The sequence below is a fragment of the Actinomadura sp. B10D3 genome, assembly GCF_039871695.1.
In the GTDB taxonomy this organism is placed as follows: Bacteria; Actinomycetota; Actinomycetes; order Streptosporangiales; family Streptosporangiaceae; genus Spirillospora; species Spirillospora madurae.
In genome coordinates this window covers 129,250-148,975 of the sequence record NZ_JBDPLY010000007.1, presented here as the reverse complement: position 1 = coordinate 148,975, position 19,726 = coordinate 129,250, and the positions used below count along the sequence as shown (strand labels likewise).

General features: G+C 72.5%; 17 protein-coding genes. 8 read left to right on the top strand and 9 right to left on the bottom strand.

Going from position 1 to position 19,726, the window contains the following annotated elements:
• The 6 genes from ABGB11_RS14245 to ABGB11_RS14220 form a co-directional block, all read right to left on the bottom strand.
• On the bottom strand, positions 1 to 444 hold the full coding sequence (locus ABGB11_RS14245; protein ID WP_347632699.1) for a roadblock/LC7 domain-containing protein: 444 nt from the start codon (positions 442 to 444) through the stop codon (positions 1 to 3).
• Positions 441 to 3,026 carry a nitrate- and nitrite sensing domain-containing protein gene (locus tag ABGB11_RS14240; RefSeq protein ID WP_347632900.1) on the bottom strand — a complete coding sequence of 862 codons (2,586 nt, stop codon included), beginning with the start codon at positions 3,024 to 3,026 and terminating at the stop codon, positions 441 to 443. The genes ABGB11_RS14245 and ABGB11_RS14240 overlap by 4 nt, the downstream gene beginning before the upstream one ends.
• Before the next feature lie 117 nt (positions 3,027 to 3,143).
• The gene (locus tag ABGB11_RS14235; RefSeq protein WP_347632697.1) at positions 3,144 to 3,818 is read right to left on the bottom strand and encodes an ATP/GTP-binding protein; all 675 of its coding nucleotides are present in this window, start codon (positions 3,816 to 3,818) and stop codon (positions 3,144 to 3,146) included.
• Positions 3,799 to 4,182 carry a DUF742 domain-containing protein gene (locus ABGB11_RS14230; protein ID WP_347632695.1) on the bottom strand — a complete coding sequence of 128 codons (384 nt, stop codon included), beginning with the start codon at positions 4,180 to 4,182 and terminating at the stop codon, positions 3,799 to 3,801. Before ABGB11_RS14230 ends, ABGB11_RS14235 begins: the two co-directional genes overlap by 20 nt.
• A gap of 3 nt (positions 4,183 to 4,185) precedes the next feature.
• Positions 4,186 to 4,629, bottom strand: coding sequence for a roadblock/LC7 domain-containing protein (locus ABGB11_RS14225; protein ID WP_081842652.1), 444 nt, complete (start codon positions 4,627 to 4,629; stop codon positions 4,186 to 4,188).
• Positions 4,629 to 7,151: a sensor histidine kinase gene (locus ABGB11_RS14220; protein WP_347632693.1), complete on the bottom strand. Its 2,523-nt coding sequence runs from the start codon at positions 7,149 to 7,151 to the stop codon at positions 4,629 to 4,631. The genes ABGB11_RS14225 and ABGB11_RS14220 overlap by 1 nt, the downstream gene beginning before the upstream one ends.
• Positions 7,152 to 7,500: 349 nt before the next feature.
• On the opposite strand from ABGB11_RS14220, the gene ABGB11_RS14215 reads away from it, so the two are divergent.
• Complete coding sequence (locus tag ABGB11_RS14215) at positions 7,501 to 8,343, top strand: hypothetical protein (RefSeq protein WP_347632691.1); 843 nt, start codon at positions 7,501 to 7,503, stop codon at positions 8,341 to 8,343.
• A gap of 61 nt (positions 8,344 to 8,404) precedes the next feature.
• Here the strand turns inward: ABGB11_RS14215 and ABGB11_RS14210 are convergent, their stop codons facing one another.
• Complete coding sequence (locus ABGB11_RS14210; protein ID WP_347632689.1) at positions 8,405 to 9,202, bottom strand: enoyl-CoA hydratase-related protein; 798 nt, start codon at positions 9,200 to 9,202, stop codon at positions 8,405 to 8,407.
• A 4-nt stretch (positions 9,203 to 9,206) separates the two neighbouring features.
• Entirely contained in the window at positions 9,207 to 10,109 is a 903-nt protein-coding gene (locus tag ABGB11_RS14205) for an SDR family oxidoreductase (protein WP_347632687.1), read from the bottom strand.
• Positions 10,110 to 10,357: 248 nt separating this feature from the next.
• On the opposite strand from ABGB11_RS14205, the gene ABGB11_RS14200 reads away from it, so the two are divergent.
• Entirely contained in the window at positions 10,358 to 11,425 is a 1,068-nt protein-coding gene (locus ABGB11_RS14200) for a dihydrodipicolinate reductase (RefSeq protein ID WP_347632685.1), read from the top strand.
• 13 nt (positions 11,426 to 11,438) lie between these two features.
• Here ABGB11_RS14200 and ABGB11_RS14195 read toward each other — a convergent pair whose 3' ends face one another.
• Positions 11,439 to 12,122 (bottom strand): DedA family protein, encoded by a 684-nt coding sequence (locus tag ABGB11_RS14195; protein ID WP_347632683.1) that lies wholly within the window; start codon positions 12,120 to 12,122, stop codon positions 11,439 to 11,441.
• A gap of 122 nt (positions 12,123 to 12,244) precedes the next feature.
• Between ABGB11_RS14195 and ABGB11_RS14190 the strand changes: the two genes are divergently transcribed.
• The 6 genes from ABGB11_RS14190 to ABGB11_RS14165 all read left to right on the top strand — a co-directional run bounded on the left by ABGB11_RS14190 (position 12,245) and on the right by ABGB11_RS14165 (position 19,693).
• The gene (locus ABGB11_RS14190) at positions 12,245 to 13,153 is read left to right on the top strand and encodes a glutathione S-transferase family protein (RefSeq protein ID WP_347632681.1); all 909 of its coding nucleotides are present in this window, start codon (positions 12,245 to 12,247) and stop codon (positions 13,151 to 13,153) included.
• A gap of 62 nt (positions 13,154 to 13,215) precedes the next feature.
• The gene (locus tag ABGB11_RS14185) at positions 13,216 to 13,887 is read left to right on the top strand and encodes an AIM24 family protein (protein ID WP_347632679.1); all 672 of its coding nucleotides are present in this window, start codon (positions 13,216 to 13,218) and stop codon (positions 13,885 to 13,887) included.
• A gap of 194 nt (positions 13,888 to 14,081) precedes the next feature.
• Positions 14,082 to 17,807 carry a multifunctional oxoglutarate decarboxylase/oxoglutarate dehydrogenase thiamine pyrophosphate-binding subunit/dihydrolipoyllysine-residue succinyltransferase subunit gene (locus tag ABGB11_RS14180; RefSeq protein ID WP_347632677.1) on the top strand — a complete coding sequence of 1,242 codons (3,726 nt, stop codon included), beginning with the start codon at positions 14,082 to 14,084 and terminating at the stop codon, positions 17,805 to 17,807.
• A gap of 67 nt (positions 17,808 to 17,874) precedes the next feature.
• Positions 17,875 to 18,051, top strand: a complete 177-nt coding sequence (locus ABGB11_RS14175) for a DUF6104 family protein (protein WP_347632675.1) — start codon at positions 17,875 to 17,877, stop codon at positions 18,049 to 18,051.
• 57 nt (positions 18,052 to 18,108) lie between these two features.
• Positions 18,109 to 18,969: a DUF4097 family beta strand repeat-containing protein gene (locus ABGB11_RS14170; RefSeq protein WP_347632673.1), complete on the top strand. Its 861-nt coding sequence runs from the start codon at positions 18,109 to 18,111 to the stop codon at positions 18,967 to 18,969.
• Between the two features lie 4 nt (positions 18,970 to 18,973).
• Positions 18,974 to 19,693, top strand: coding sequence for a PadR family transcriptional regulator (locus tag ABGB11_RS14165; protein WP_347632671.1), 720 nt, complete (start codon positions 18,974 to 18,976; stop codon positions 19,691 to 19,693).
• Positions 19,694 to 19,726 lie beyond the last annotated feature (33 nt).

The window sequence follows — 19,726 nt, the reverse complement described above, 5'->3', positions numbered from 1 at the left end:
TCACCTGCCACCGGTCTCGGAGCCGACGCGCGGGTTCGCCGACAGGTGCTGGCCGACGCGGGAGACCAGCATGGCCATCTCGTAGGCGATGATGCCGAGGTCGGCGTCGGCGGAGGCGAGGACGGCGAGGCAGGCGCCCCGTCCGGCGGCGGTGACGAAGAGGAACGAGGACTCCATCTCCACGATCGTCTGCCGGACGGGGCCGCCGCCGAACGACTCCCCCGCCCCCCGTGCGAGGCTCTGGAAGCTGGCGGCCACGGCGGACAGGTGATCGGACTCCTCGGGGGAGAGCCCGCTCGAGGCGGCCATCCGGAGCCCGTCGCTCGACAGCACCACCGCGTTCTGGACCGGGGCGACGCGCTGCACGAGGCTGTCGAGCAGCCAGTTCAGCTCACCTCCGGCCGCGCCTGGGAGTTCGGCGCCGGAGTGCTGGGGCTGTGTCATGGGGTGTCGTCCTCCTGGTGAGGTGGGGTGCCGGCGGGGTCGGTGCCGGACGCGTCCTGCCTGCCGCGCTGCCAGCCGCGCTGCATGGCGGACAATTTCGAACGCATCGTCTCGGGCGAGGGGCCCGCAACGTCCTCCGGTGCGTCGCCCGTGGGAACGGTCCCTTCCGGGGCGCCGCCCTCCGGGGGCGGCGCGTCCGTCGGGACGGGCGCGGAGAGCGGCATCGCCGGCTCGGGAGCGGGCGGCGGGGCGGCCGGTTCCTCCGGCGGGGCGTGGCCCTGCTCGGCGAGATGGGCGTCGACCCGCTGCTTGAGCTGGGGTGCCAGGTGTTGCTGCCGCCTGCGCTTGGGCAGCTCTCCGTCCTTCGGCGGCGGCGCGGGCTCCGGCGGCGCCGGGAACGGCGCCGGTTCCGGCGGCGGGGGTGGGGGCGGCTCCGCGGGGGGCGGTGCCGCCTCCGGCGGCAGGGGCTCGGCCTCGGCGACGAGCCGGACCACGCCGCCGGACTCGGCCGGGCCCGCCTCGACGGCCGCCCGGCCGGACGCGGACAGCGCCGCGCCCTGCTCGGACAGCACCTCCATCGGCCCGGTGGAGCGCCGCACGGCGGGTTCCGCCTCGGCGCTGTCCACGATGAGCGTCCCGGGGATCAGCGCGATCGCCGTCGTCCCCCCGTACGGGGACGGGCGGAGCGTGACGGTGATGTCGTGCCGCTGCGCGAGCCGCGCGACGACGAACAGCCCGAGCTGGGCGCTGTCGGACGGGTCGAACTCGGGCGGGTTGGCGAGCCGCTCGTTGGCCGCGCGCAGCGCCTCCTCCGTCATCCCGAGGCCGCGGTCCTCCACCTCGATCGCGAACCCGCTGGCCACCGGGTGGCCGCTGACCCGAACCGGCGACTGCGGCGGCGAGAACGTGGTGGCGTTCTCCACCACCTCGGCGAGCAGGTGGATGACGTCGGCGACGGCGGAGCCGAGCAGCGCGATGCGCGGCAGCGGCTGCACGCGGACGCGCGGGTAGTCCTCGACCTCGGCCACCGCGCCGCGGACCACGTCGACCAGCGGGACGGGACGGCGCCAGCCGCGCCCGGCGCTCTTGCCGGCGAGGATGACCAGGCCCTCGGCGTGCCGCCGCATGCGGGTCGCGAGGTGGTCGAGGCGGAACAGGTCCGACAGCTCCGAGGGGTCCTCGGTGCGGCGCTCCATGCTGTCGAGCAGGCTGAGCTGCCGGTGCAGCAGCGCCTGGTTGCGGCGCGCGAGGTTGACGAACACCTCGCTGATCCCGCGCCGCGCCGCGACCTCGCCCTCGGCGGCGACCAGCACGGCCTCGCGGGCGCGGTCGAACGACTCGGCGATCTGCCGGATCTCGGTGATGTGGTACTCGACCTCGGGATCGGGCTCGGGTTCGGGCGGAGCGCCGGCGCGGATCTGCTCGGCGAGCATGGGCAGCCGCTTCCTGGTGAAGTCCACGACGCCGCCCGCGAGCGTGCGGCACTCGCGCAGCAGCCGCCGCGACACCCGCGCCGCGATCAGGGTGGACAGCAGGATGGCGAGCAGCCCCAGCCCGCCCGCGATGGCGAGCCGCCCGAACGTGCCGAGCGCGACGCCCTGGGCGCGGCCGACGACCTCGTCCAGGGTCCGGTTCTCGAACTTGTACAGGCGGCCGTTGGCGGTGTCGGCGACGGTCCGCCACACGGCCGGCTCCAGGGTGTGGGGACCGGAGCCGCGCGCGCCGCGCCCCGCTCCGGCGGCGCCGGCCTGCCCGCCGGGCGGGCGGGTGCGGCGCGCGGCGGCCTTGGCCGGCGCCTCGGCGCCGCCGAGCACCTCGTCCTCCAGCCGGCGGAGCTGGATGAACTGGGGCGAGGCGACGAGCTTCTGGTAGTCGGCGCGGGCCTCCTCCGGCAGGTTCAGCGCGTTGTCGGCGTACAGCATCCGCTGCGCTCCGACGAGCTGCGCGAACTCGGCGCGCTCGGCGGCGGTGATGCGGCCGGACGCGAGCGCGCCGGTCAGCAGCGCGTCCTCGCGGTTCATGAACTCGCGGGCGCGGCCGAGCGCGATGAGCGTGCGGGTGTCGGCGACGATCCGCCCGTCGCCGGGCGTGGCCGACAGGTAGACGGCGAAGGCCGCGTCGACGATGGCGTTGTAGCGCCGCAGCACATGGGCGCGGTCGGCGACGCGCTCGTCCACGCTCTGGCGGATCCCCTCCAGGGCGCCGATCTGCTGCACCAGCGCGTCGATCCGCCGGACGGTCTCGGGCAGGATCGAGTCGCGCAGCCCCTCGTCCCGGCTCCCCGCGCGCACCTCCTCGGCCGCCTTGTCGGTGGCCTGCCGCTGCGTCCGCATGATCCCGAGGTCGACCGCCGGGGCGCCGCCGAGCTCCGCCGTCGACAGCCGCCGCTCCTTCTGCACGGCGTCGATGAGCCGCTGCGCCGGCAGCACCGTCTTCTCCTGGAAGCTGCGGCTCTGCAGGAGCACGTGCGCGTCCCCGTAGGTGATGCCGGTGATGAACGCCCACAGCGACGCGAGCGCCAGCATCGGCACGACGACCAGCAGGCTGATCCTCGCCCGGATGGAGGAGAAACGGGGTCTCATCACGGCCGGCGGACCCTGCTCACCGGCGCGCGCGCCGTCGTCGCCTTCGGCATTGGGGGGCGGAACATGCGGGGGAAACCTCCCGATGCGTGGAGTACGGGGGTGTGCGGGAGCCTACTACGTCGCGGGTTCACGATGATCGATGATCCGATCACCGTCCGCCACCTCCCCCGGATCGGAATTCTCGTCCGGCCAGGTCAGCACGTGCTCCATCAATGCCACGAGGACTTCCTTCGACGATTCGCGCCGGCGGACGTCGCAGAGCACGACCGGAACGCCCGGATCGAGGTCGAGCGCGATGGCGACGTCGTCGGCCCGGTGCGTGCGCCGCCCGCCGAAGCAGTTCACCGCCACCACGAACGGCAGGCCCCGGCGCTCGAAGTAGTCGATCGCCGGGAAGGAGTCCTTCAGCCGGCGGGTGTCGGCCAGCACGACGGCGCCGATCGCGCCGGACGCCAGCTCGTCCCACATGAACCAGAACCGCTCCTGGCCCGGGGTGCCGAACAGGTAGAGCAGCAGCTCGTCCGACAGGGTGATGCGGCCGAAGTCCATCGCGACCGTCGTGGTGCCCTTCGCGCCGACCCCGGACACGTCGTCCACCCCGACGCCGCGGTCGGTCAGCGGCTCCTCGGTGTGCAGCGGCCGGATCTCGCTGATCGAGCCGACCATGGTGGTCTTGCCGACGCCGAACCCGCCGGCGATGAGGATCTTCGTCGTGACGAGCGGGCGGCCCGCGGCGCCGAGGGGCCCCCGGCCGGCGTCCGCGGGGCCCTCAGAGGGCACGGAGGCCATTGAGCACCTCCCTCAGCACGCCCTTCGGCGGCCGGCGGCCCGCGGTGGCCGGCTGCGCCTCGGCGACCACCGCGACGAGTCCCTCGTCCCGCAGGTCGCCGAGCAGCACCCGGACGACGCCGATCGGCAGCCCGAGGTCGGCGGCCAGGTCGACGACCGGCACGGGCCGCGCGCACCCGCGCAGCACCCGCGCGTGGTCGGGGCTGTAGCGCAGCCGGTCACCGGCGGGGACGCCGGTGGCCGCCACGACCGCGATGAGCTCGAAGCCGGCGCCCTCGGGACGGGTCCGGCCCCGGGTCATCGCGTACGGTCGCACGACCGGACCGGCCTCCCGGTCCAGCCACCGTTCTGCCGGCGGGGTCATCGGTCAGAAGCCCCGCGACCCGGGCCCTCCGAACCCTTGACCGCCCGGCTCGCCGGCGAACCGCGGGCTCGCCTGCAGATGCTGGCCGACCCGCTTGACGAGGACCGCCATCTCGTAGGCGACGAGACCGGCGTCGGCCTCCGCCTCCGCCAGCACGGCGAGACAGGTGCCGTCACCCGCGGCGGTCACGAACAGCAGCAGCGCGTCCATCTCGATGATGGTCTGCCGGACGTTGCCGCCCGCGAAGTGCCGGCCGGCGCCGCGGGCGAGGCTCTGCACGCCGGACGCCAGCGCGGACAGGTGCTCGGCGTCCTCGCGCGCCAGCTCGTTGGACGCGGCCACGGCCAGCCCGTCACGTGACAGGATCACCGCCTGCCGCACCGTCGTGACCCGCTCTGCGAAGTCGTTGAGCAGCCAGTTCAGCTCACCGGTCACGGTGTTGTGCATCATCGGGTTCCCTCATCCCCCACATCGGACGCGCGTCCGCGCCGCCATCCCTGCTGTATCGATGCCATCAGCGAGCGTGCCTCCTCGGGCGAGCGTGCGACACCCCCGGCCATGACTCCGCCGATCCTGGGCGGTGCCGGGGGGCTCTTGCGCAGTTGCGGGGCCAGGTTCTCCTGCCTGACCCGGCGCGGCAGCCCCGCGTGGGTTCCCGCGGGCTGCCAGTCTTCGTCCTCCTCGCCGGGCCCGCCCGCGTCCGCCGGCTCGTCGTCCGGCGGCGGCGGGACGGCGTCGTCCGACCAGGGGTTCGGGGCGGGACGCGGCGGGGCGGCGGGCGCCGGCCGGTCCGGCGCGCCCCACGGCGTCGCGGGCCCGGTGAGCTCGGGCAGCGCGGGCGGCGCCTCCAGGTGGCCGCCGGCGCCCTCCGGACGGCCCGGAGCGGCGTCGCGCAGCGGGACGACCGCGTCCGCGCGCGGCGCGGGCACCAGCACCGCCTCCTCCACGTCCTCCTCGTCCAGGCCGTCGGTGACGGTGTCGAGCGGAGACCGCCCGTCGCCGGGGGCGGCGACGTCCTCGCCGGGGCCGGAGGCGGGCGGCAGCGTCCCGGCGACCATCTGCTCGGCGGGCACCACCAGCTCGTGCGGCAGCAGGACGACCGCCGTCACGCCCCCGTACGGGGACCGCTGCAGCGTCACCGAGATCTCGTGCCGGGCGGCGAGCCGCGCGACGACGAACAGGCCGAGCTGGTCGGTGTCGACCAGGTCGTACTCCGGCGGCTCGGCGAGCCTGCGGTTGGCCTCGGCGAGCTGCTCGGGCTTGACGCCGAGGCCGCGGTCCTCGATCTCGATGGCGAACCCGGTGCCGACCCGGTCGGCCATGACCCGCACCTCGGTGTTGGGCGGGGAGAACACCGCGGCGTTCTCGATCAGCTCGGCCAGCAGGTGGATGAGGTCGGTGACGGCGGCGCCGACCAGGCCGTCCTCGGTGTCGGTCAGCACCGTGGCGCGGGTGTAGTCCTCGATCTCCGAGACGGCGGCGCGCAGGACGTCGGCGATCCGCACGGGCTCCCGCCAGCCGCGGCCCGGCGTGGCCCCGGACAGGATGATCAGGCTCTCCGCGTGCCGCCGCATGCGGGTGGTGAGGTGGTCGATCCGGAAGAGGTCCTCCAGGTCGTCGGCCTCGGCGCGGCTCTCCAGGCCGTCCAGCATCGTCAGCTGGCGGTGCAGGAGCGACTGGTTGCGGCGGGCGATGTTGAGGAAGATGCGGCTGACGCCGGCGCGCAGCTCGGCCTGCCCGACGGCCGCGTCGACCGCGGTCCGCTGCACCCTGGCGAACGCGTCGGCGAGCCGGGCGACCTCGGTGGTGCGGCCGGACTCCAGGGGCGGCGCCTCCGCGGCGACGTCGACGGTCTCGTTGCGGCTCAGCCGCCGCACGACGTCCGGGAGCCGCTTCTCGGCGACCTCCTCGGCGGACCCGCGCAGCCCGACCAGCTCCCGGACGAACCCGCGGGCGAAGCGCAGCGACAGCAGCACCGAGGCGAGGATCGCCAGCAGCCCGAGGCCGCCGACGACGCCGAGCCGGATGTAGGCCTGCCGGCCGAGGTCGTCGGCGTGCTCGCCGGCGCGCTGGGAGTTGCCGAGCACCATCCTGTTGACCGACAGGACGAGCGGCTCGGCCGTCCGCTGCCACTCGGCGGGCTTGACGGGGATCGGCCGGCGCGGGTCGGCGTCGGCGATCCGGTCCTCCATGGCCCTGAAGTTCTGGTACGCCGGGGCGGCGAAGACCTGCGCGGTGCCGGTCCGGTAGACGGCGGGGTCGAGCAGGGAGCGCTGCTTGATCCACTGCCAGCGCTGCTCGCCGACCATCTCGGTGAACATCCGGTGCTCGGCGCGGCTCATCCGGCCCTTGGTGATGAACGCCGCCGCGACCAGCGCGTTCTCCCGCTGCAGCAGTTCCATCGCGCGGCCGGCGGCCCGGGTCGACAGGGTCCAGTTGTAGAGCTCGGAGTCGTCGATGACGACGAGCGCGTCGTAGAGCCGGTGCATGTCGTCGACCATCGTGCTGTAGCCGTTGACCGCGGTCAGCCGGTCGATGGAGCGGGCGTCCACCGCGGCCCGGATCCCGCCGAGGCCGCCGAGCGCCCGCAGGACGTCGGTGACGCGGCTCTCCATCTCGGCGTCGGTGGCCTCGCGGGCGGCGGCCGAGGTGGCCTCGCGGCGGAAGCGCTCGACGGCCTCGTCCAGGCGGTGGCGCTGGGTCAGCAGGGCCGCGGGCGTGCCGCCCTCGGTGGAGCGCGGGGTGCTGAGGAACACGGCCGACGCCTGGCGCTCCCGGCCCAGCTCGACGAGGACGCCCTGTCCGCTCGGCGCGAACTTCCGGTCGAGCGTGTGGTACTTGCGCTGGGCGAGCGCGTCGCGCCCGGTGACGTTGGCGGCGTATCCCCACAGCGCCACGAGCGACAGCAGCGGCACCAGCAGCAAGGCGGCGACCTTCGAGCGGATCGACCGCGTACGGGGGGATTTCATGTGACCTCGAACGTTCCGGCACGGAGGGTCCCTGGATCATAAAGGCCGTCCGTAACGAACCCGCAACCCCTTTGGCGGCTTTCGGACGCATTGCCGCCATTCCGCGCCACCTGCGGCAATGCCCGCGCACCCCGCGATCTTGAGGAACTGAGCGAGGAAGATAGCGGCAAATCCGGACAACTTACTTCATTTCCCCCTGTCCCTCGGGGACATTGCGCCATACTCTGCTTCTTCACCCACCGCTCGCGTCGCGGCCGGCACGGGAAGGAGAGCGGCGATTCATACAGGCAACGACGACGGCCGGACCGGGAGGACGGTTCCCGGGCCGGAGGGCGTTACGATGCCCGCCGTGAGTCCCGAAAGCCAGGCACCCGAGGCACTGCCGTCGCGACGGCGCCGCACACCCCGCGGCGGCCGGCACCGCGGCGATGAATCCTTCCTACTGCCCCCCGGATCCCCCACGCTCGTCCTGGCCGTCCCAGGTCCCGCCCGGCGCGCCGGCACCGAGGTCGCCGCCGAGCTCGCCCGGCTGGTCGAGATCGAGCACACCGGCCAGCCCGCGCGCGTCGCGTACCTGGAGGGCGACGAGGCCGGCCTGCACGGCGTCCTCGCCGGCCTCGGCCGGCAGGACGACGAGCTCGCGGCCGTGGTGGTACCGCTGTCCACCGGCCCCGACCGGGCCCTGGACGCCGCCCTCCACGCCACCGTGGCGAACTCCCCCGTGCGCGCCGTCGCCGCCGAGCCGCTCGGCCCGCACCCGCTGATCGCCGAGGCCCTGCACGACCGCCTCGCCGACGCCGGCCTCGCCCGCGCCGACCGGATCAGGCTGATGACGATGGTGACCGCCGCGTCCGGCGTCATCATCGCCACGCCCGGCGACGCGACCGCCGTCCGGCAGGCCGAGGTCACCGGCGTCCTGCTCGCCTCGCGCCTCGCGGCCCCCGTCTTCACCGCCTCGCTGAACGACGAGTCGTCGGTCAAGGGCGCCGCCGAGCAGCTGCGCATGGCCGGCGCCACGTCCATCGCCGTCGCGCCGCACCTCATCGGCACCGAGCAGGAGGCGGCCCTCGTCCCGGCCGCGGCCGGGCTGGTGGGATCCGCCCACTCCGCCCCGCTGGGCGCGCACCCCGCCCTCGCCCGCCTCACCGCTCTCCGCTACGTCGAGGCCCTCTCCACGGCGCTGGCCGACTAGCCGGCCCGGCCGGAGGGCCGCCGGCGCGAGCCCAGGGGCCGGCCCTGGGCTCGCGGCGGCGTCAGCGGTTCTCGAATCGGGGCGTGCGTTTCTGGAGGGTGGCGGTCATGCCCTCTGCGAGGTCTTCGGTGAAGAAGGCCAGGGTCTGGACGGCGGTTTCGGCCTGGAGCTGCCGCCGCAGGCCCGGGACGTCCAGGGACGCGTTGAGCAGTTCCTTGGTGCGCCGCAGGCCGTAGGGGGATTTGGTGAGCAGTTCGCCGGCGAGGGCCTGGGCGGCGGACAGGTCCCCGCCCTCGGGGGCGATCTCGGTGATGAGGCCGAGCGCGTCCGCGCGGTCCACGTCCAGGCGCTGGGCCCGGTAGGCGATCTCCGCGGCCTTCGCCGGGCCGACCAGCCGGGGCAGGAGCCACGACAGGCCGCAGTCGCCGGCCGACAGGCCGAGGTTCGTGAACGGGACGACGAACCGGGTGGTCGGGTCGGCGACGCGCAGGTCGCCGGCCAGCGCCCAGGAGACGCCCATGCCCGCGACCGGGCCGTGCAGGGCGACGACCACCGGCTGCGGGATCTCCCGCAGCCGGGCGGTGACCTCGCCGCCGCGCGCGATGCCCCGGTAGAGCCGCTGCGCGCGGCCCTCGGTGCTCTCGGCGCCCGCGTCGCCGCCCTGGATGTCCATCCCCGAGCAGAAGCCCCGCCCCTCGCCGGTGAGCACGACCACCTGGGTGCCGGGGTCGCGCATCAGCTCGTTGAGGACGTCGAGCATCTCCTCGGTCAGGGCGCCGTCGACGGCGTTCAGACGCTCCGGGCGGGACAGGGCGATGGTGAGCACCCCGTCCCGCCGGTCGAGCTTGATCCCGCCCAATGGCTCAGGAGCCGAGCTGCTGGATCAGCGGGCCCATCTGCTCGCCCACGTTGCGGTACACGGTGAGCGGCTCGCCCGCGTTGATCGCGGTCCAGTTGTCCCGGACGTCCTCGACCGAGAACGTCTCCTTCTGGCCGTAGCCGGGGCCCTCCGCCACGAAGATCTTCGCGATCCGGCCCCCGCCGACGGTGTAGACCTCACCGGAGTCCTCGTTGGACTCGTGGACGAGGTAGGCGACGAGCGGGGTGACCTGCTCGACGCCGAGCTTGCCGGCGAAGTCGGCGGGCAGGAGGTCCTCGGTCATCCGGGTCCAGGCGACCGGCGCGATGGCGTTGGCCTTGATGTTGTACTTGGCGCCCTCGTGCGCGAGGGTCTTGGTGAACCCGACCAGGCCCATCTTCGCCGTGGAGTAGTTGGCCTGGCCGAAGTTGCCGAACAGGCCCGCCGGCGACGAGGTGTTCACGATGCGGCCGTAGCCCTGCTCGCGCAGGTGCGCCCACGCGGCGCTGGACACCAGGAACGAGCCGCGCAGGTGCACGGCGATGACCGAGTCGAACTCCTCCGGGGTCATGTTCTTGAACGACCTGTCGCGCAGGATGCCCGCGTTGTTGACGACGATGTCGACCTTGCCGAACGTGTCCAGGGCCGTCTGCACGATCGACTGCGCGCCCTCGGGGGTCGCGACGTTGCCGGGGTTCGCGACGGCCTCCCCGCCGTTCTTGGTGATCTCGTCGACGACCTCCTGCGCGGGGCCGGCGGAGGCGCCGACACCGGACCGGTCGCCGCCGAGGTCGTTGACGACGACCTTGGCTCCGCGCGCGGCGAGCTCAAGCGCGTGCTGCCGGCCGAGGCCGTGGCCCGCCCCGGTCACGACCGCCACGCGGCCGTCGTAGCGCAGTTCCGACATCTCGTGTCTCCTCACATCGCACCGACTACGCCCCCAGGTAATCATCAAGGGGTTACCCAGTCGTACCAGTAAACCGAATCACGCTCGGCCGCGACCCCCCGGGGGGCCCGCGGGAAGGCTGGACGTCCGGGCGGTCCTGCGTACGATGGGGCGAGGGGGGAAGTTGCGCCGTATGCCGTATTCGGGCGGGGCGGCGGCGCAGTCTCCTCACTCATCGGAGCCGCAGGAGCAACGGAGGTCCTCTTTCGATGGGTTCCGCCGAGGCGTTCACGCCGTCCCCGCGCCGCTACCGCGTCGTGCAGTGGGCGACGGGCGCGATCGGCCGCAGCGTGATCCGCGGCGTGATGGACCGCGACGACATGGAGCTCGCCGGCGCGTGGGTGCACACCCCGGCCAAGGTGGGCACCGACGCCGGGGTCCTCGCGGGGCGCGCCCCGGTCGGCGTCACCGCGACCGGCGACCTCGACGACATCCTCGACCTCGACGCCGACTGCGTCATCTTCGCCCCGGGCCCCGTGCGCGACCGGTTCGCCGAGCTGGACACGCTCTGCGCGCTGCTGTCGTCCGGCAAGAACCTGATCTCGCTGAGCGGCCTGGTCTACCCGCAGGCGCACGGACCGCACTTCGTGAACGAGCTGGAGCAGGCCTGCAAGCGGGGCGGCGTGTCCGTGCACGGCAGCGGCGTCAGCCACGGCTTCATGGCGGACGTGATGCCGCTGATGCTGGCGCGGCTGTCCCGGAGGATCACGCACGTCTACGCCCGCGAGTGCACCGACTTCGCCCGGCACCCGTCCTGGGGGATGGTCCACCACATGCTCGGGTTCGGCAAGAACGAGGAGGCGTACCTGGGCGCCCTGCGGCCCCGCCGCGCCGCGATGCGGACGCTGTACTCCGAGAGCCTGCACCTGATCGCCGCGGGCCTCGGCGCCGACCTCGACGAGATCGACGTGGACGCCGACCACCGGCTCGCCCGCACCGACCTCGCCACCGCCGCCGGGCCGGTCCCCCGCGGCACGGTCGCCGCGTCCCGCTGGACGTTCAGCGGCCTCGCCGCCGGCCGGCCCGTCATCACCCTGGAGATCGTGCACAAGGCGAACGCCGCGCGGATGTGCGGGGAGTGGGGGCGGCCCGGGTACTCGCTCCGCGTGGACGGCCGCCCGTCGCTCACGCTGACGGCCGACCAGGACTGGGTCTCCGACGAGATCTCCGCGGCGACGGCGCACGCGCTGAACTCCGTCCCCGCGGTGTGCGCCGCCGAGCCCGGCATCCGGACCTACCTGGACCTGCCCATGATCAGCGGCAAGATGCACCTGTAGGCCGCGGCCGGGGTCACGGAAGGGTGCGCGCCGGCTCGCCGTCGAGCGTGCCCGCCCCTTCCTCCGCCGCCTCCGCGGCCGCCTCCTCGCGGGCCTCCTGACGGCGCTTGCGGACGCTCCACACCGCGAACGCGACCACCGCCGCCACCGCCAGCCCGATCGCGAGGCCGCGGCCCGCGAGCTTGGCCGCGTGCTCGAACGCGGCGCCGGCGAAGAAGCCGCCGAGCGTGAACGTCACCACCCACGTCACGCCGCCGATGACGTTGAACAGCAGGAACGTCGGATACGGGAGCCGCGAGCTGCCCGCGAGCGCCGGCATGAGCGCCCGCAGCAGCGCGGTGAAACGCCCGATGAACACCGCGAACGCGCCGCGCCGGCGGATGAGGTCCTGCGCGCCCGCGACCTTGGCGCGGTGTTTTCGCATGATCTTGACGTCCAGCAGCCGCGGCCCGTACCGGCGGCCGACCTCGTAGCCGACCGAGTCGCCCGCGACCGCCGCGCCCACCGCGATGGCGAGCAGCACCCAGAGGGACAGCACGTGCTGGCTGGCGAGGACGCCGCCGACCACGATCGCGGTCTCGCCGGGGAACACGAACCCGACGAACAGCGCCGCCTCGGCGAACACCAGCGCGGCGACGATCAGATAGATCATCGCGGGTGGGAGCCCGTCCACCAGGGCGTTGAACTGCTCCAGCATGGATCCCCGCATCCCGTTTGACATCGATCGCCGACGGTTATGGTAGCCGCGGGGTCACCGCGCCCGCGTCGTTCCCCGAGACCATCGCCGGGCCGGTCCCACCGACTTCTGGAGGAGACGGCATGAGCGTGCAGGAGGTCGAGGGCGGCCGGTTCGTGCGGCAGCCCAACCGGTTCACCGAGCGGATCACCGCCGACGGGTCGAGCGGCCTGCCCGCCGAGGCGGGCCGGTACCGGCTGTTCGTCTCCTACGCCTGCCCGTGGGCGCACCGGACGCTGATCGTCCGCCGCCTGCTCGGCCTGGAGGACGCGATCGGCGTCGCGGTGGTCGACCCGATCCGGGACGAGCGCGGCTGGCGGTTCCCCGACCGCGACCCCGTCACCGGCGCCGTCTTCCTGTCGGAGCTGTACCTCGGCACCGACCCGTCCTTCGAGGGCCGCTACACCGTCCCGTGCGTCTGGGACACCCGGACGGAGCGCCTGGTCACCAACGACTTCCCGAACATCACCACGATGTTCGAGACCGAGTTCACCGCGTTCCACCGCCCCGGGGCCCCCGACCTGTACCCCGAGGCGCTGCGCCCGGAGATCGACGAGCTGAACGAGCTGGTGTACACGACGGTCAACAACGGCGTCTACAAGGCCGGGTTCGCCACCTCGCAGGCGGCCTACGAGGAGGCGTTCGACGCGCTCTTCGACACTCTCGGCCGGCTGGAGGAGCGCCTCGCGTCCAGCCGGTACCTGTTCGGCGACGCCGTCACCGAGGCCGACGTCCGCCTCTACCCGACGCTCGCGCGCTTCGACGCCGTCTACCACGGCCATTTCAAGTGCAACCTGCGGCGGCTGGTCGACTACCCGAACCTGTGGGGCTACGCCCGCGACCTGTATTCGATCCCCGCGTTCGGCGAGACGACGAACTTCGATCACATCAAGCGGCACTACTACGTGACGCAGCGCAACATCAACCCGTCGGGCGTCGTCCCGAAGGGGCCTCTCGTGGACTGGACCAGCCCGAACGACCGGGGACGTTGACGGCGTCCACCTCGTTATGCTGACGAACCTCCAGTAAATCCCACGAGAGGCACGACCCGACCATGCGCAGCCAGTTCTTCGGCAACCTCGAACAGGGGCAGCAGCTCCCCGGCCACTTCGCCCTCCAGAACTCCAAGATGCTCCGGATCCACCTGAACGGGGACGTCCTCGCCCGGCAAGGCTCCATGGTCGCCTTCCAGGGCCAGATGGAGTTCGACTACGAGGGCGCCGGCGGCATCGGCAAGTTCATGAAGAAGGCCCTGACCGGCGAGGGCGTCCCCACCATGCGCGTCAAGGGACAGGGCCTGCTGTTCGTCGCCAACGACGCCGACGACATCCACCTGTTCTACCTGGAGAACGAGGGCATCACCGTCAACGGCAAGAACATCCTCGCCTACGACCCGCACCTGCAGTCCGACATCCAGCGGGTCCAGGGCGCCGGGATCGCCGCGGGCGGCCTGTTCAACACCACCCTCACCGGCACCGGGTGGGTGGCGCTCACCACACACGGCACCCCCGTCATGCTCGACTGCGGCCGCGCTCCCACGTTCGCCGACGGCCAGTCCGCCGTCGCGTGGAGCACCAGCCTCCAGGTCGGCGTCAACCGCACCTTCAAGGCCGGGGCCCTGATCGGCCGCGGCAGCGGCGAGGCGATGCAGCTCGCCTACCAGGGCCAGGGCTTCGTCCTCATCCAGGCCAGCGAGGGCCCCACGGTCGCCCCGCACACACACTGAGCACCGGGAGCGCCGGTGACCACGCTTAGTTGATCTTGCCGAAGGCGCGGCTCCGCCTTCGGCGAGTTCAGCCAAGGTGACGGGCGCGCCCGCGAGGGTTACCACCGCGCTGGCGTGGCGCGGGGGCAAGTGCGAGTAGCCTTGTCTGCGTCTCAGAACCAACCTGCGAGCTGCGGAAGAGGGCGATCTCCGCCGTGTCGACAGAGTCGTCGCAAACAAGTGCCGACCCGAAGACCACAGATTTCGGCGCCAACGAATGGCTGGTCGACGAGCTGTACCAGAAGTACCTCGAAGACCCGAACAACGTCGACGAAGCCTGGTGGAACTTCTTCGCTGACTACCAGCCGGACAGCCGGCCCGCGTCCGCGACCCCCGCGTCTCCCCAGGCGCCCGCCGACAGCGCGGCCCCGCAGGCCGCCAACGGCACCGCGGCCGCACCACCGACACCGCAGCGGCCGGTGACGCCGCCGAAGGCGCCGGACGGCAAGGCCGGGTCCGCCAAGGCTCCGGCGCCGAAGGCGGACAGGCCGGCCCCGCCGCCGGTCCCGGCGGGCGCGGAGGAGGTCCGGCTGCGCGGCGTCGCCGCCCGGACGGCCACCAACATGGAGGCCAGCCTCGCCGTGCCGACGGCGACGAGCGTGCGGGCCGTCCCGGCGAAGCTGCTGATCGACAACCGCATCGTCATCAACAACCACCTCAAGCGCGGCCGCGGCGGCAAGGTCTCGTTCACGCACCTGATCGGGTACGCGATCGTCAAGGCGCTCGCCGCGATGCCGGAGATGAACGCCGCCTACACCGAGGTGGACGGCAAGCCGGTGCTGATCCGGCCCGAGCACGTGAACTTCGGGCTGGCGATCGACCTGCAGAAGAGCGACGGCTCGCGGCAGCTCGTGGTACCGAGCATCAAGGCCGCCGAGACGCTCGACTTCCGCCAGTTCTGGGCCGCCTACGAGGAGATCGTCCGCAAGGCCCGCGGCGGCAAGCTCACCCTTGAGGACTTCCAGGGCACCACGATCAGCCTCACCAACCCGGGCACGATCGGCACGGTGCACTCGGTGCCGCGGCTGATGCCCGGCCAGGGCACGATCATCGGCGTGGGCGCGATGGAGTACCCGGCCGAGTTCGCGGGCGCGTCCGGCGAGACCCTGTCGCGCATGGGGATCAGCAAGGTCATGACGCTGACCTCCACCTACGACCACCGGATCATCCAGGGCGCGCAGTCGGGCGACTTCCTGCGCCGCATCCACCAGCTGCTCCTCGGCGAGGACGGCTTCTACGACGAGATCTTCGAGGCGCTGCGCATCCCGTACGAGCCGGTGCGCTGGGTCAAGGACATCTCCGCCACGCACGAGGACGACGTCGCCAAGGTCGCCCGCGTGCACGAGCTGATCCACGCCTACCGGGTCCGCGGCCACCTGATGGCCGACACCGACCCGCTGGAGTACAAGCAGCGCCGCCACCCCGACCTCGACATCCTCAAGCACGGCCTCACCCTGTGGGACCTGGAGCGCGAGTTCGCGACCGGCGGGTTCGGCGGCAGGCCGACGATGAAGCTGCGCGAGATCCTCGGTGTGCTGCGGATGGCGTACTGCCGGACGGTCGGCATCGAGTACATGCACATCCAGGACCCGGAGGAGCGCGCCTGGATCCAGGAGCGCGTGGAGGTCCCGCACGACAAGCCGTCGCGCGAGGAGCAGCTGCACGTGCTCCGCCGCCTCAACAGCGCCGAGGCGTTCGAGACGTTCCTGCAGACGAAGTTCGTCGGGCAGAAGCGGTTCTCGCTGGAGGGCGGCGAGTCCGTCATCCCGCTGCTGGACTCGGTGATCTCGGCGGCGGCGAAGGACAGCCTGGACGAGGTCGTCATCGGGATGGCGCACCGCGGCCGGCTGAACGTCCTCGCCAACATCGTCGGCAAGTCCTACGGGCAGATCTTCGGCGAGTTCGAGGGCAACCTCGACCCGCGCAGCGCGCAGGGCTCCGGCGACGTGAAGTACCACCTCGGCGCGGCCGGCGACTTCGTGGCGAGCGACGGCTCCAAGATCCACTGCGAGCTGGTCGCGAACCCGTCCCACCTGGAGACGGTCGACCCGGTGCTGGAGGGCGTCGTCCGCGCCAAGCAGGACCTGCTGGACGTCGGCGAGGCCGGGTTCAGCGTGCTGCCGGTGCTCATCCACGGCGACGCCGCGTTCGCCGGGCAGGGCGTGGTGGCCGAGACGCTGAACCTGTCGCAGCTGCGCGGCTACCGCACCGGCGGCACCGTGCACGTGATCATCAACAACCAGGTGGGCTTCACGACGGCCCCCGAGTACTCGCGGTCCAGCGTGTACTCCACGGACGTGGCCCGGATGATCCAGGCTCCGATCTTCCACGTGAACGGCGACGACCCGGAGGTGTGCGCGCGGGTCGCGCGGCTGGCGTTCGAGTACCGGCAGACGTTCAAGAAGGACGTCGTCATCGACATGGTCTGCTACCGGCGGCGCGGCCACAACGAGGGCGAGAACCCCTCGTTCACGCAGCCGCTCATGTACGACCTGATCGACGCGAAGCGGTCGGTGCGCAAGCTGTACACCGAGGCGCTGATCGGCCGCGGCGACATCACCGTCGAGGAGGCCGAGCAGGCGCTGCGCGACTACCAGGAGCAGCTGGAGCGGGCCTTCACCGAGACCCGCGAGGCGGTGAAGAAGCCCCTGGAGCCGGGCTCGGTCGTGAAGCCGGACGTCGAGGAGCGCATCCCGATCGACCACGGCAAGGCCGGGTCGGCGATCCCGCAGGAGACCGTCAAGCGGCTCATCGAGTCGCAGGTCGCCCTGCCGGAGGGGTTCACCCCGCACCCGCGCCTCCAGCCGATCCTGCAGCGCCGCGCCCAGATGATCGAGGACGACGCGATCGACTGGGCGACCGGCGAACTGCTGGCGATGGGCTCGCTGCTGATCGACGGCCACCCGGTGCGGCTCGTCGGGCAGGACACCCGGCGCGGCACGTTCGGCCAGCGGCACGCGGTCCTCGTCGACCGCAAGACGGGCGAGGAGTACACGCCGCTCAAGCAGTTCGGGCAGGGCGTGTCGAAGTTCTACGTGCACGACTCGCTGCTCAGCGAGTACGCGGCGATGGGCTTCGAGTACGGCTACTCGATGACCCGCCCTGACGCGCTGGTCTGCTGGGAGGCCCAGTTCGGCGACTTCGCCAACGGCGCCCAGTCGGTGGTGGACGAGTACATCTCCTCCGGCGAGCAGAAGTGGGGCCAGCACTCCGGCGTCGTGCTGCTGCTGCCGCACGGCTACGAGGGCCAGGGGCCCGACCACTCGTCCGCGCGGATCGAGCGGTACCTGCAGCTGTGCGCGCAGGACAACATGACGGTCGTGTACCCGACGACCCCGGCGAACTACTTCCACCTGCTGCGCTGGCAGGTGCTGTCGGGCCGCCACAAGCCGCTGATCGTCTTCACGCCGAAGTCGCTGCTGCGGCTGAAGGCGGCGACGTCCCCGGTCGCCCAGATCACCGGCGGCGCGTTCCAGCCGGTCATCCCGGAGAGCGACCCGGCGATCGACCCGGCGGGCGTGCGGCGGGTGCTGCTCACCACCGGCAAGATCTACTACGACGTGGTGAAGGCCCGGCAGTCCGCGGGCGTGAACGACACCGCGGTGGTCCGGATCGAGCGGCTGTACCCGCCGCCCGTGGACGAGATCAAGGCGGAGCTGGCCAAGTACCCGGCGGACGCCGAGGTCGTCTTCGTGCAGGACGAGCCGGCCAACATGGGCGCCTGGCCGTTCATGGCGCTGAAGCTGCCGCACCACATCGAGGGGCTGCGGATGTCGCGGGTGTCGCGCCCGGCGTCCTCGTCCCCGGCGGTGGGCTCGGCGAAGCTGCACCAGGCGGAGCAGGAGGCCCTGCTGGCCCGGCTGTTCGGCGAACAGAAATAGGACGCGACGGTCCGAGGGCTCCGGTGCGCCGCGCCGGGGCCTTCGGCGTCCACGGAGAGAGAACGCCATGTACTTCACGGATCGGGGCATCGAAGAGCTGACGGACCGGCGCGGGGCCGAGGAGGTCAGCCTGGCCTGGCTGGCGGACCGGCTGCGGGAGTTCGTCGACCTGAACCCCGAGTTCGAGACGCCGGTCGACCGCCTCGCGACCTGGCTGGCCAGGCTCGACGACGACGAGGACTGACCCGACAAACGCGATACATCTTGACTTTCGAATGACGCGACATATCGTGTTTACTGGATGTGGGTCAGCTCCGACGAAGGGCACATCGCGATGTCGCGCTGGACGATCGACGAACCGACCACCCTGGACTTCGACGGCGTGGTCGCGCTGCGGGTCACGGTGATCGCGGGCAACGTCTCGGTGCTCGCCTCCGCGGAGCGGCCGTCCATCATGGTCGGCGACGTCGAGGGCCCGCCGCTGGTCGTCACGCACGACGCCGGCATGCTGACCGTCACCCACGAGAAGCTGTGGGAGGGCGTGCTGAGCTGGCTGCGCACCCACCGGGCCCGCGCGACGATCACGATCACCGTCCCGCACGACTGCCCGGTCACGCTGAACCTGGTGTCGGCGGACGCGATCGTGACCGGCATGACGTCCCGCACGTCCATCAAGAGCGCCTCCGGCGACGTGACCCTGGACGGGGTGGCGGGCTCGGTCGACGCCAACACCGTGTCCGGCGACATCGAGGCGCAGGGGCTGGACGGCCGGGTGTCGTTCACGTCCGTCTCCGGCGACCTGTCGCTGGCCGGCGCGTCCGTGCACCATCTGGCGGCCCGCTCCGTCAGCGGCCGCATCGCCGCCGACCTCAGCCTCGGCGGCGACGGCGGGGTGGACGTCAACACGGTCTCGGGCGAGGTGGCGCTGCGCGTCCCCGAGTCCACGAACGCGCAGATCACGCTGAACTCCGCCGCCGGGCAGATCGACTCGTCCTTCCCCGAGCTGGCCCGGCAGGAGCGCACCGTCTCGCGCAGCGCCTCCGGCAAGATCGGCGACGGCTCGGGCCGTATCACCGTCAACACGGTCTCCGGCCGCATCGCCCTGCTCGGCCGCGACGACGACGCGCCCGAGATCACCACCACCCCCGGAACGGAGAAGTGACCACGTGAGCCCCGTTTTCGGCCACGGTCGCCTGCGGCTCTACCTGCTGAAGCTGCTGGAGGAGAGCCCGCGGCACGGGTACGAGGTGATCCGGCTCCTGCAGGACCGCTTCCTCGGCGTCTACTCGCCCTCCCCCGGCACCATCTACCCGCGGCTCGCCCGGCTGGAGTCCGAGGGCCTGGTCACGCACGAGGTGATCAAGGGCAAGAAGGTGTACTCGCTGACCGACAAGGGCCGCGAGGAGCTGGAGCGCCGGATGGACGAGCTGGCCGACCTGGAGGAGGAGATCGCCGCGTCGGCCCAGGAGTTCGCCCGCGGCGTGCAGGAGGACGTCCGGCAGACCGTCCGGTCGCTGCGCGAGGAGTTGACGCAGGCCGCGCGGACGATGCGCGACCAGGGCAAGGCCACGTCCAAGGAGGCGTGGAAGGAGACCACCGATCGGCAGAAGGACGAGTGGCGCCGGCAGAAGGAGTACTGGCGCGAGCAGAAGCAGGCGTGGAAGGAAGAGTGGCGGCAGAACTGGGACGACGCCTGGAAGACGGCGACCGGCACCCGCGAGGACGTCGCCCGCCTCAAGCTGGAGCGCCTGCTGCGCCGGTTCGTCGAGGACGTCCGCAAGGACGCCAAGCAGTCGGATCTGGACGACGACGACCTCGCCGCCGCGCAGGACGTCCTGGACGAGGCCCGCGAACGGCTGAACGAGATCTTCCGCCGGGAGCCGTGACCCGCGCCGGAGCGGGGGCCACGGCCCCGGATG

Coding starts and splice junctions, on each gene's coding strand:
- ABGB11_RS14235 (WP_347632697.1), bottom strand. CDS start 3,818: ATGGCCTCCGTGCCCTCTGAGGGCCCCGCGGACGCCGGCCGGGGGCCC.
- ABGB11_RS14205 (WP_347632687.1), bottom strand. CDS start 10,109: ATGTCGGAACTGCGCTACGACGGCCGCGTGGCGGTCGTGACCGGGGCG.
- ABGB11_RS14225 (WP_081842652.1), bottom strand. CDS start 4,629: ATGCACAACACCGTGACCGGTGAGCTGAACTGGCTGCTCAACGACTTC.
- ABGB11_RS14220 (WP_347632693.1), bottom strand. CDS start 7,151: ATGAAATCCCCCCGTACGCGGTCGATCCGCTCGAAGGTCGCCGCCTTG.
- ABGB11_RS14230 (WP_347632695.1), bottom strand. CDS start 4,182: ATGACCCCGCCGGCAGAACGGTGGCTGGACCGGGAGGCCGGTCCGGTC.
- ABGB11_RS14190 (WP_347632681.1), top strand. CDS start 12,245: ATGAGCGTGCAGGAGGTCGAGGGCGGCCGGTTCGTGCGGCAGCCCAAC.
- ABGB11_RS14175 (WP_347632675.1), top strand. CDS start 17,875: ATGTACTTCACGGATCGGGGCATCGAAGAGCTGACGGACCGGCGCGGG.
- ABGB11_RS14185 (WP_347632679.1), top strand. CDS start 13,216: ATGCGCAGCCAGTTCTTCGGCAACCTCGAACAGGGGCAGCAGCTCCCC.
- ABGB11_RS14200 (WP_347632685.1), top strand. CDS start 10,358: ATGGGTTCCGCCGAGGCGTTCACGCCGTCCCCGCGCCGCTACCGCGTC.
- ABGB11_RS14240 (WP_347632900.1), bottom strand. CDS start 3,026: ATGAGACCCCGTTTCTCCTCCATCCGGGCGAGGATCAGCCTGCTGGTC.
- ABGB11_RS14170 (WP_347632673.1), top strand. CDS start 18,109: ATGTGGGTCAGCTCCGACGAAGGGCACATCGCGATGTCGCGCTGGACG.
- ABGB11_RS14245 (WP_347632699.1), bottom strand. CDS start 444: ATGACACAGCCCCAGCACTCCGGCGCCGAACTCCCAGGCGCGGCCGGA.
- ABGB11_RS14195 (WP_347632683.1), bottom strand. CDS start 12,122: ATGCTGGAGCAGTTCAACGCCCTGGTGGACGGGCTCCCACCCGCGATG.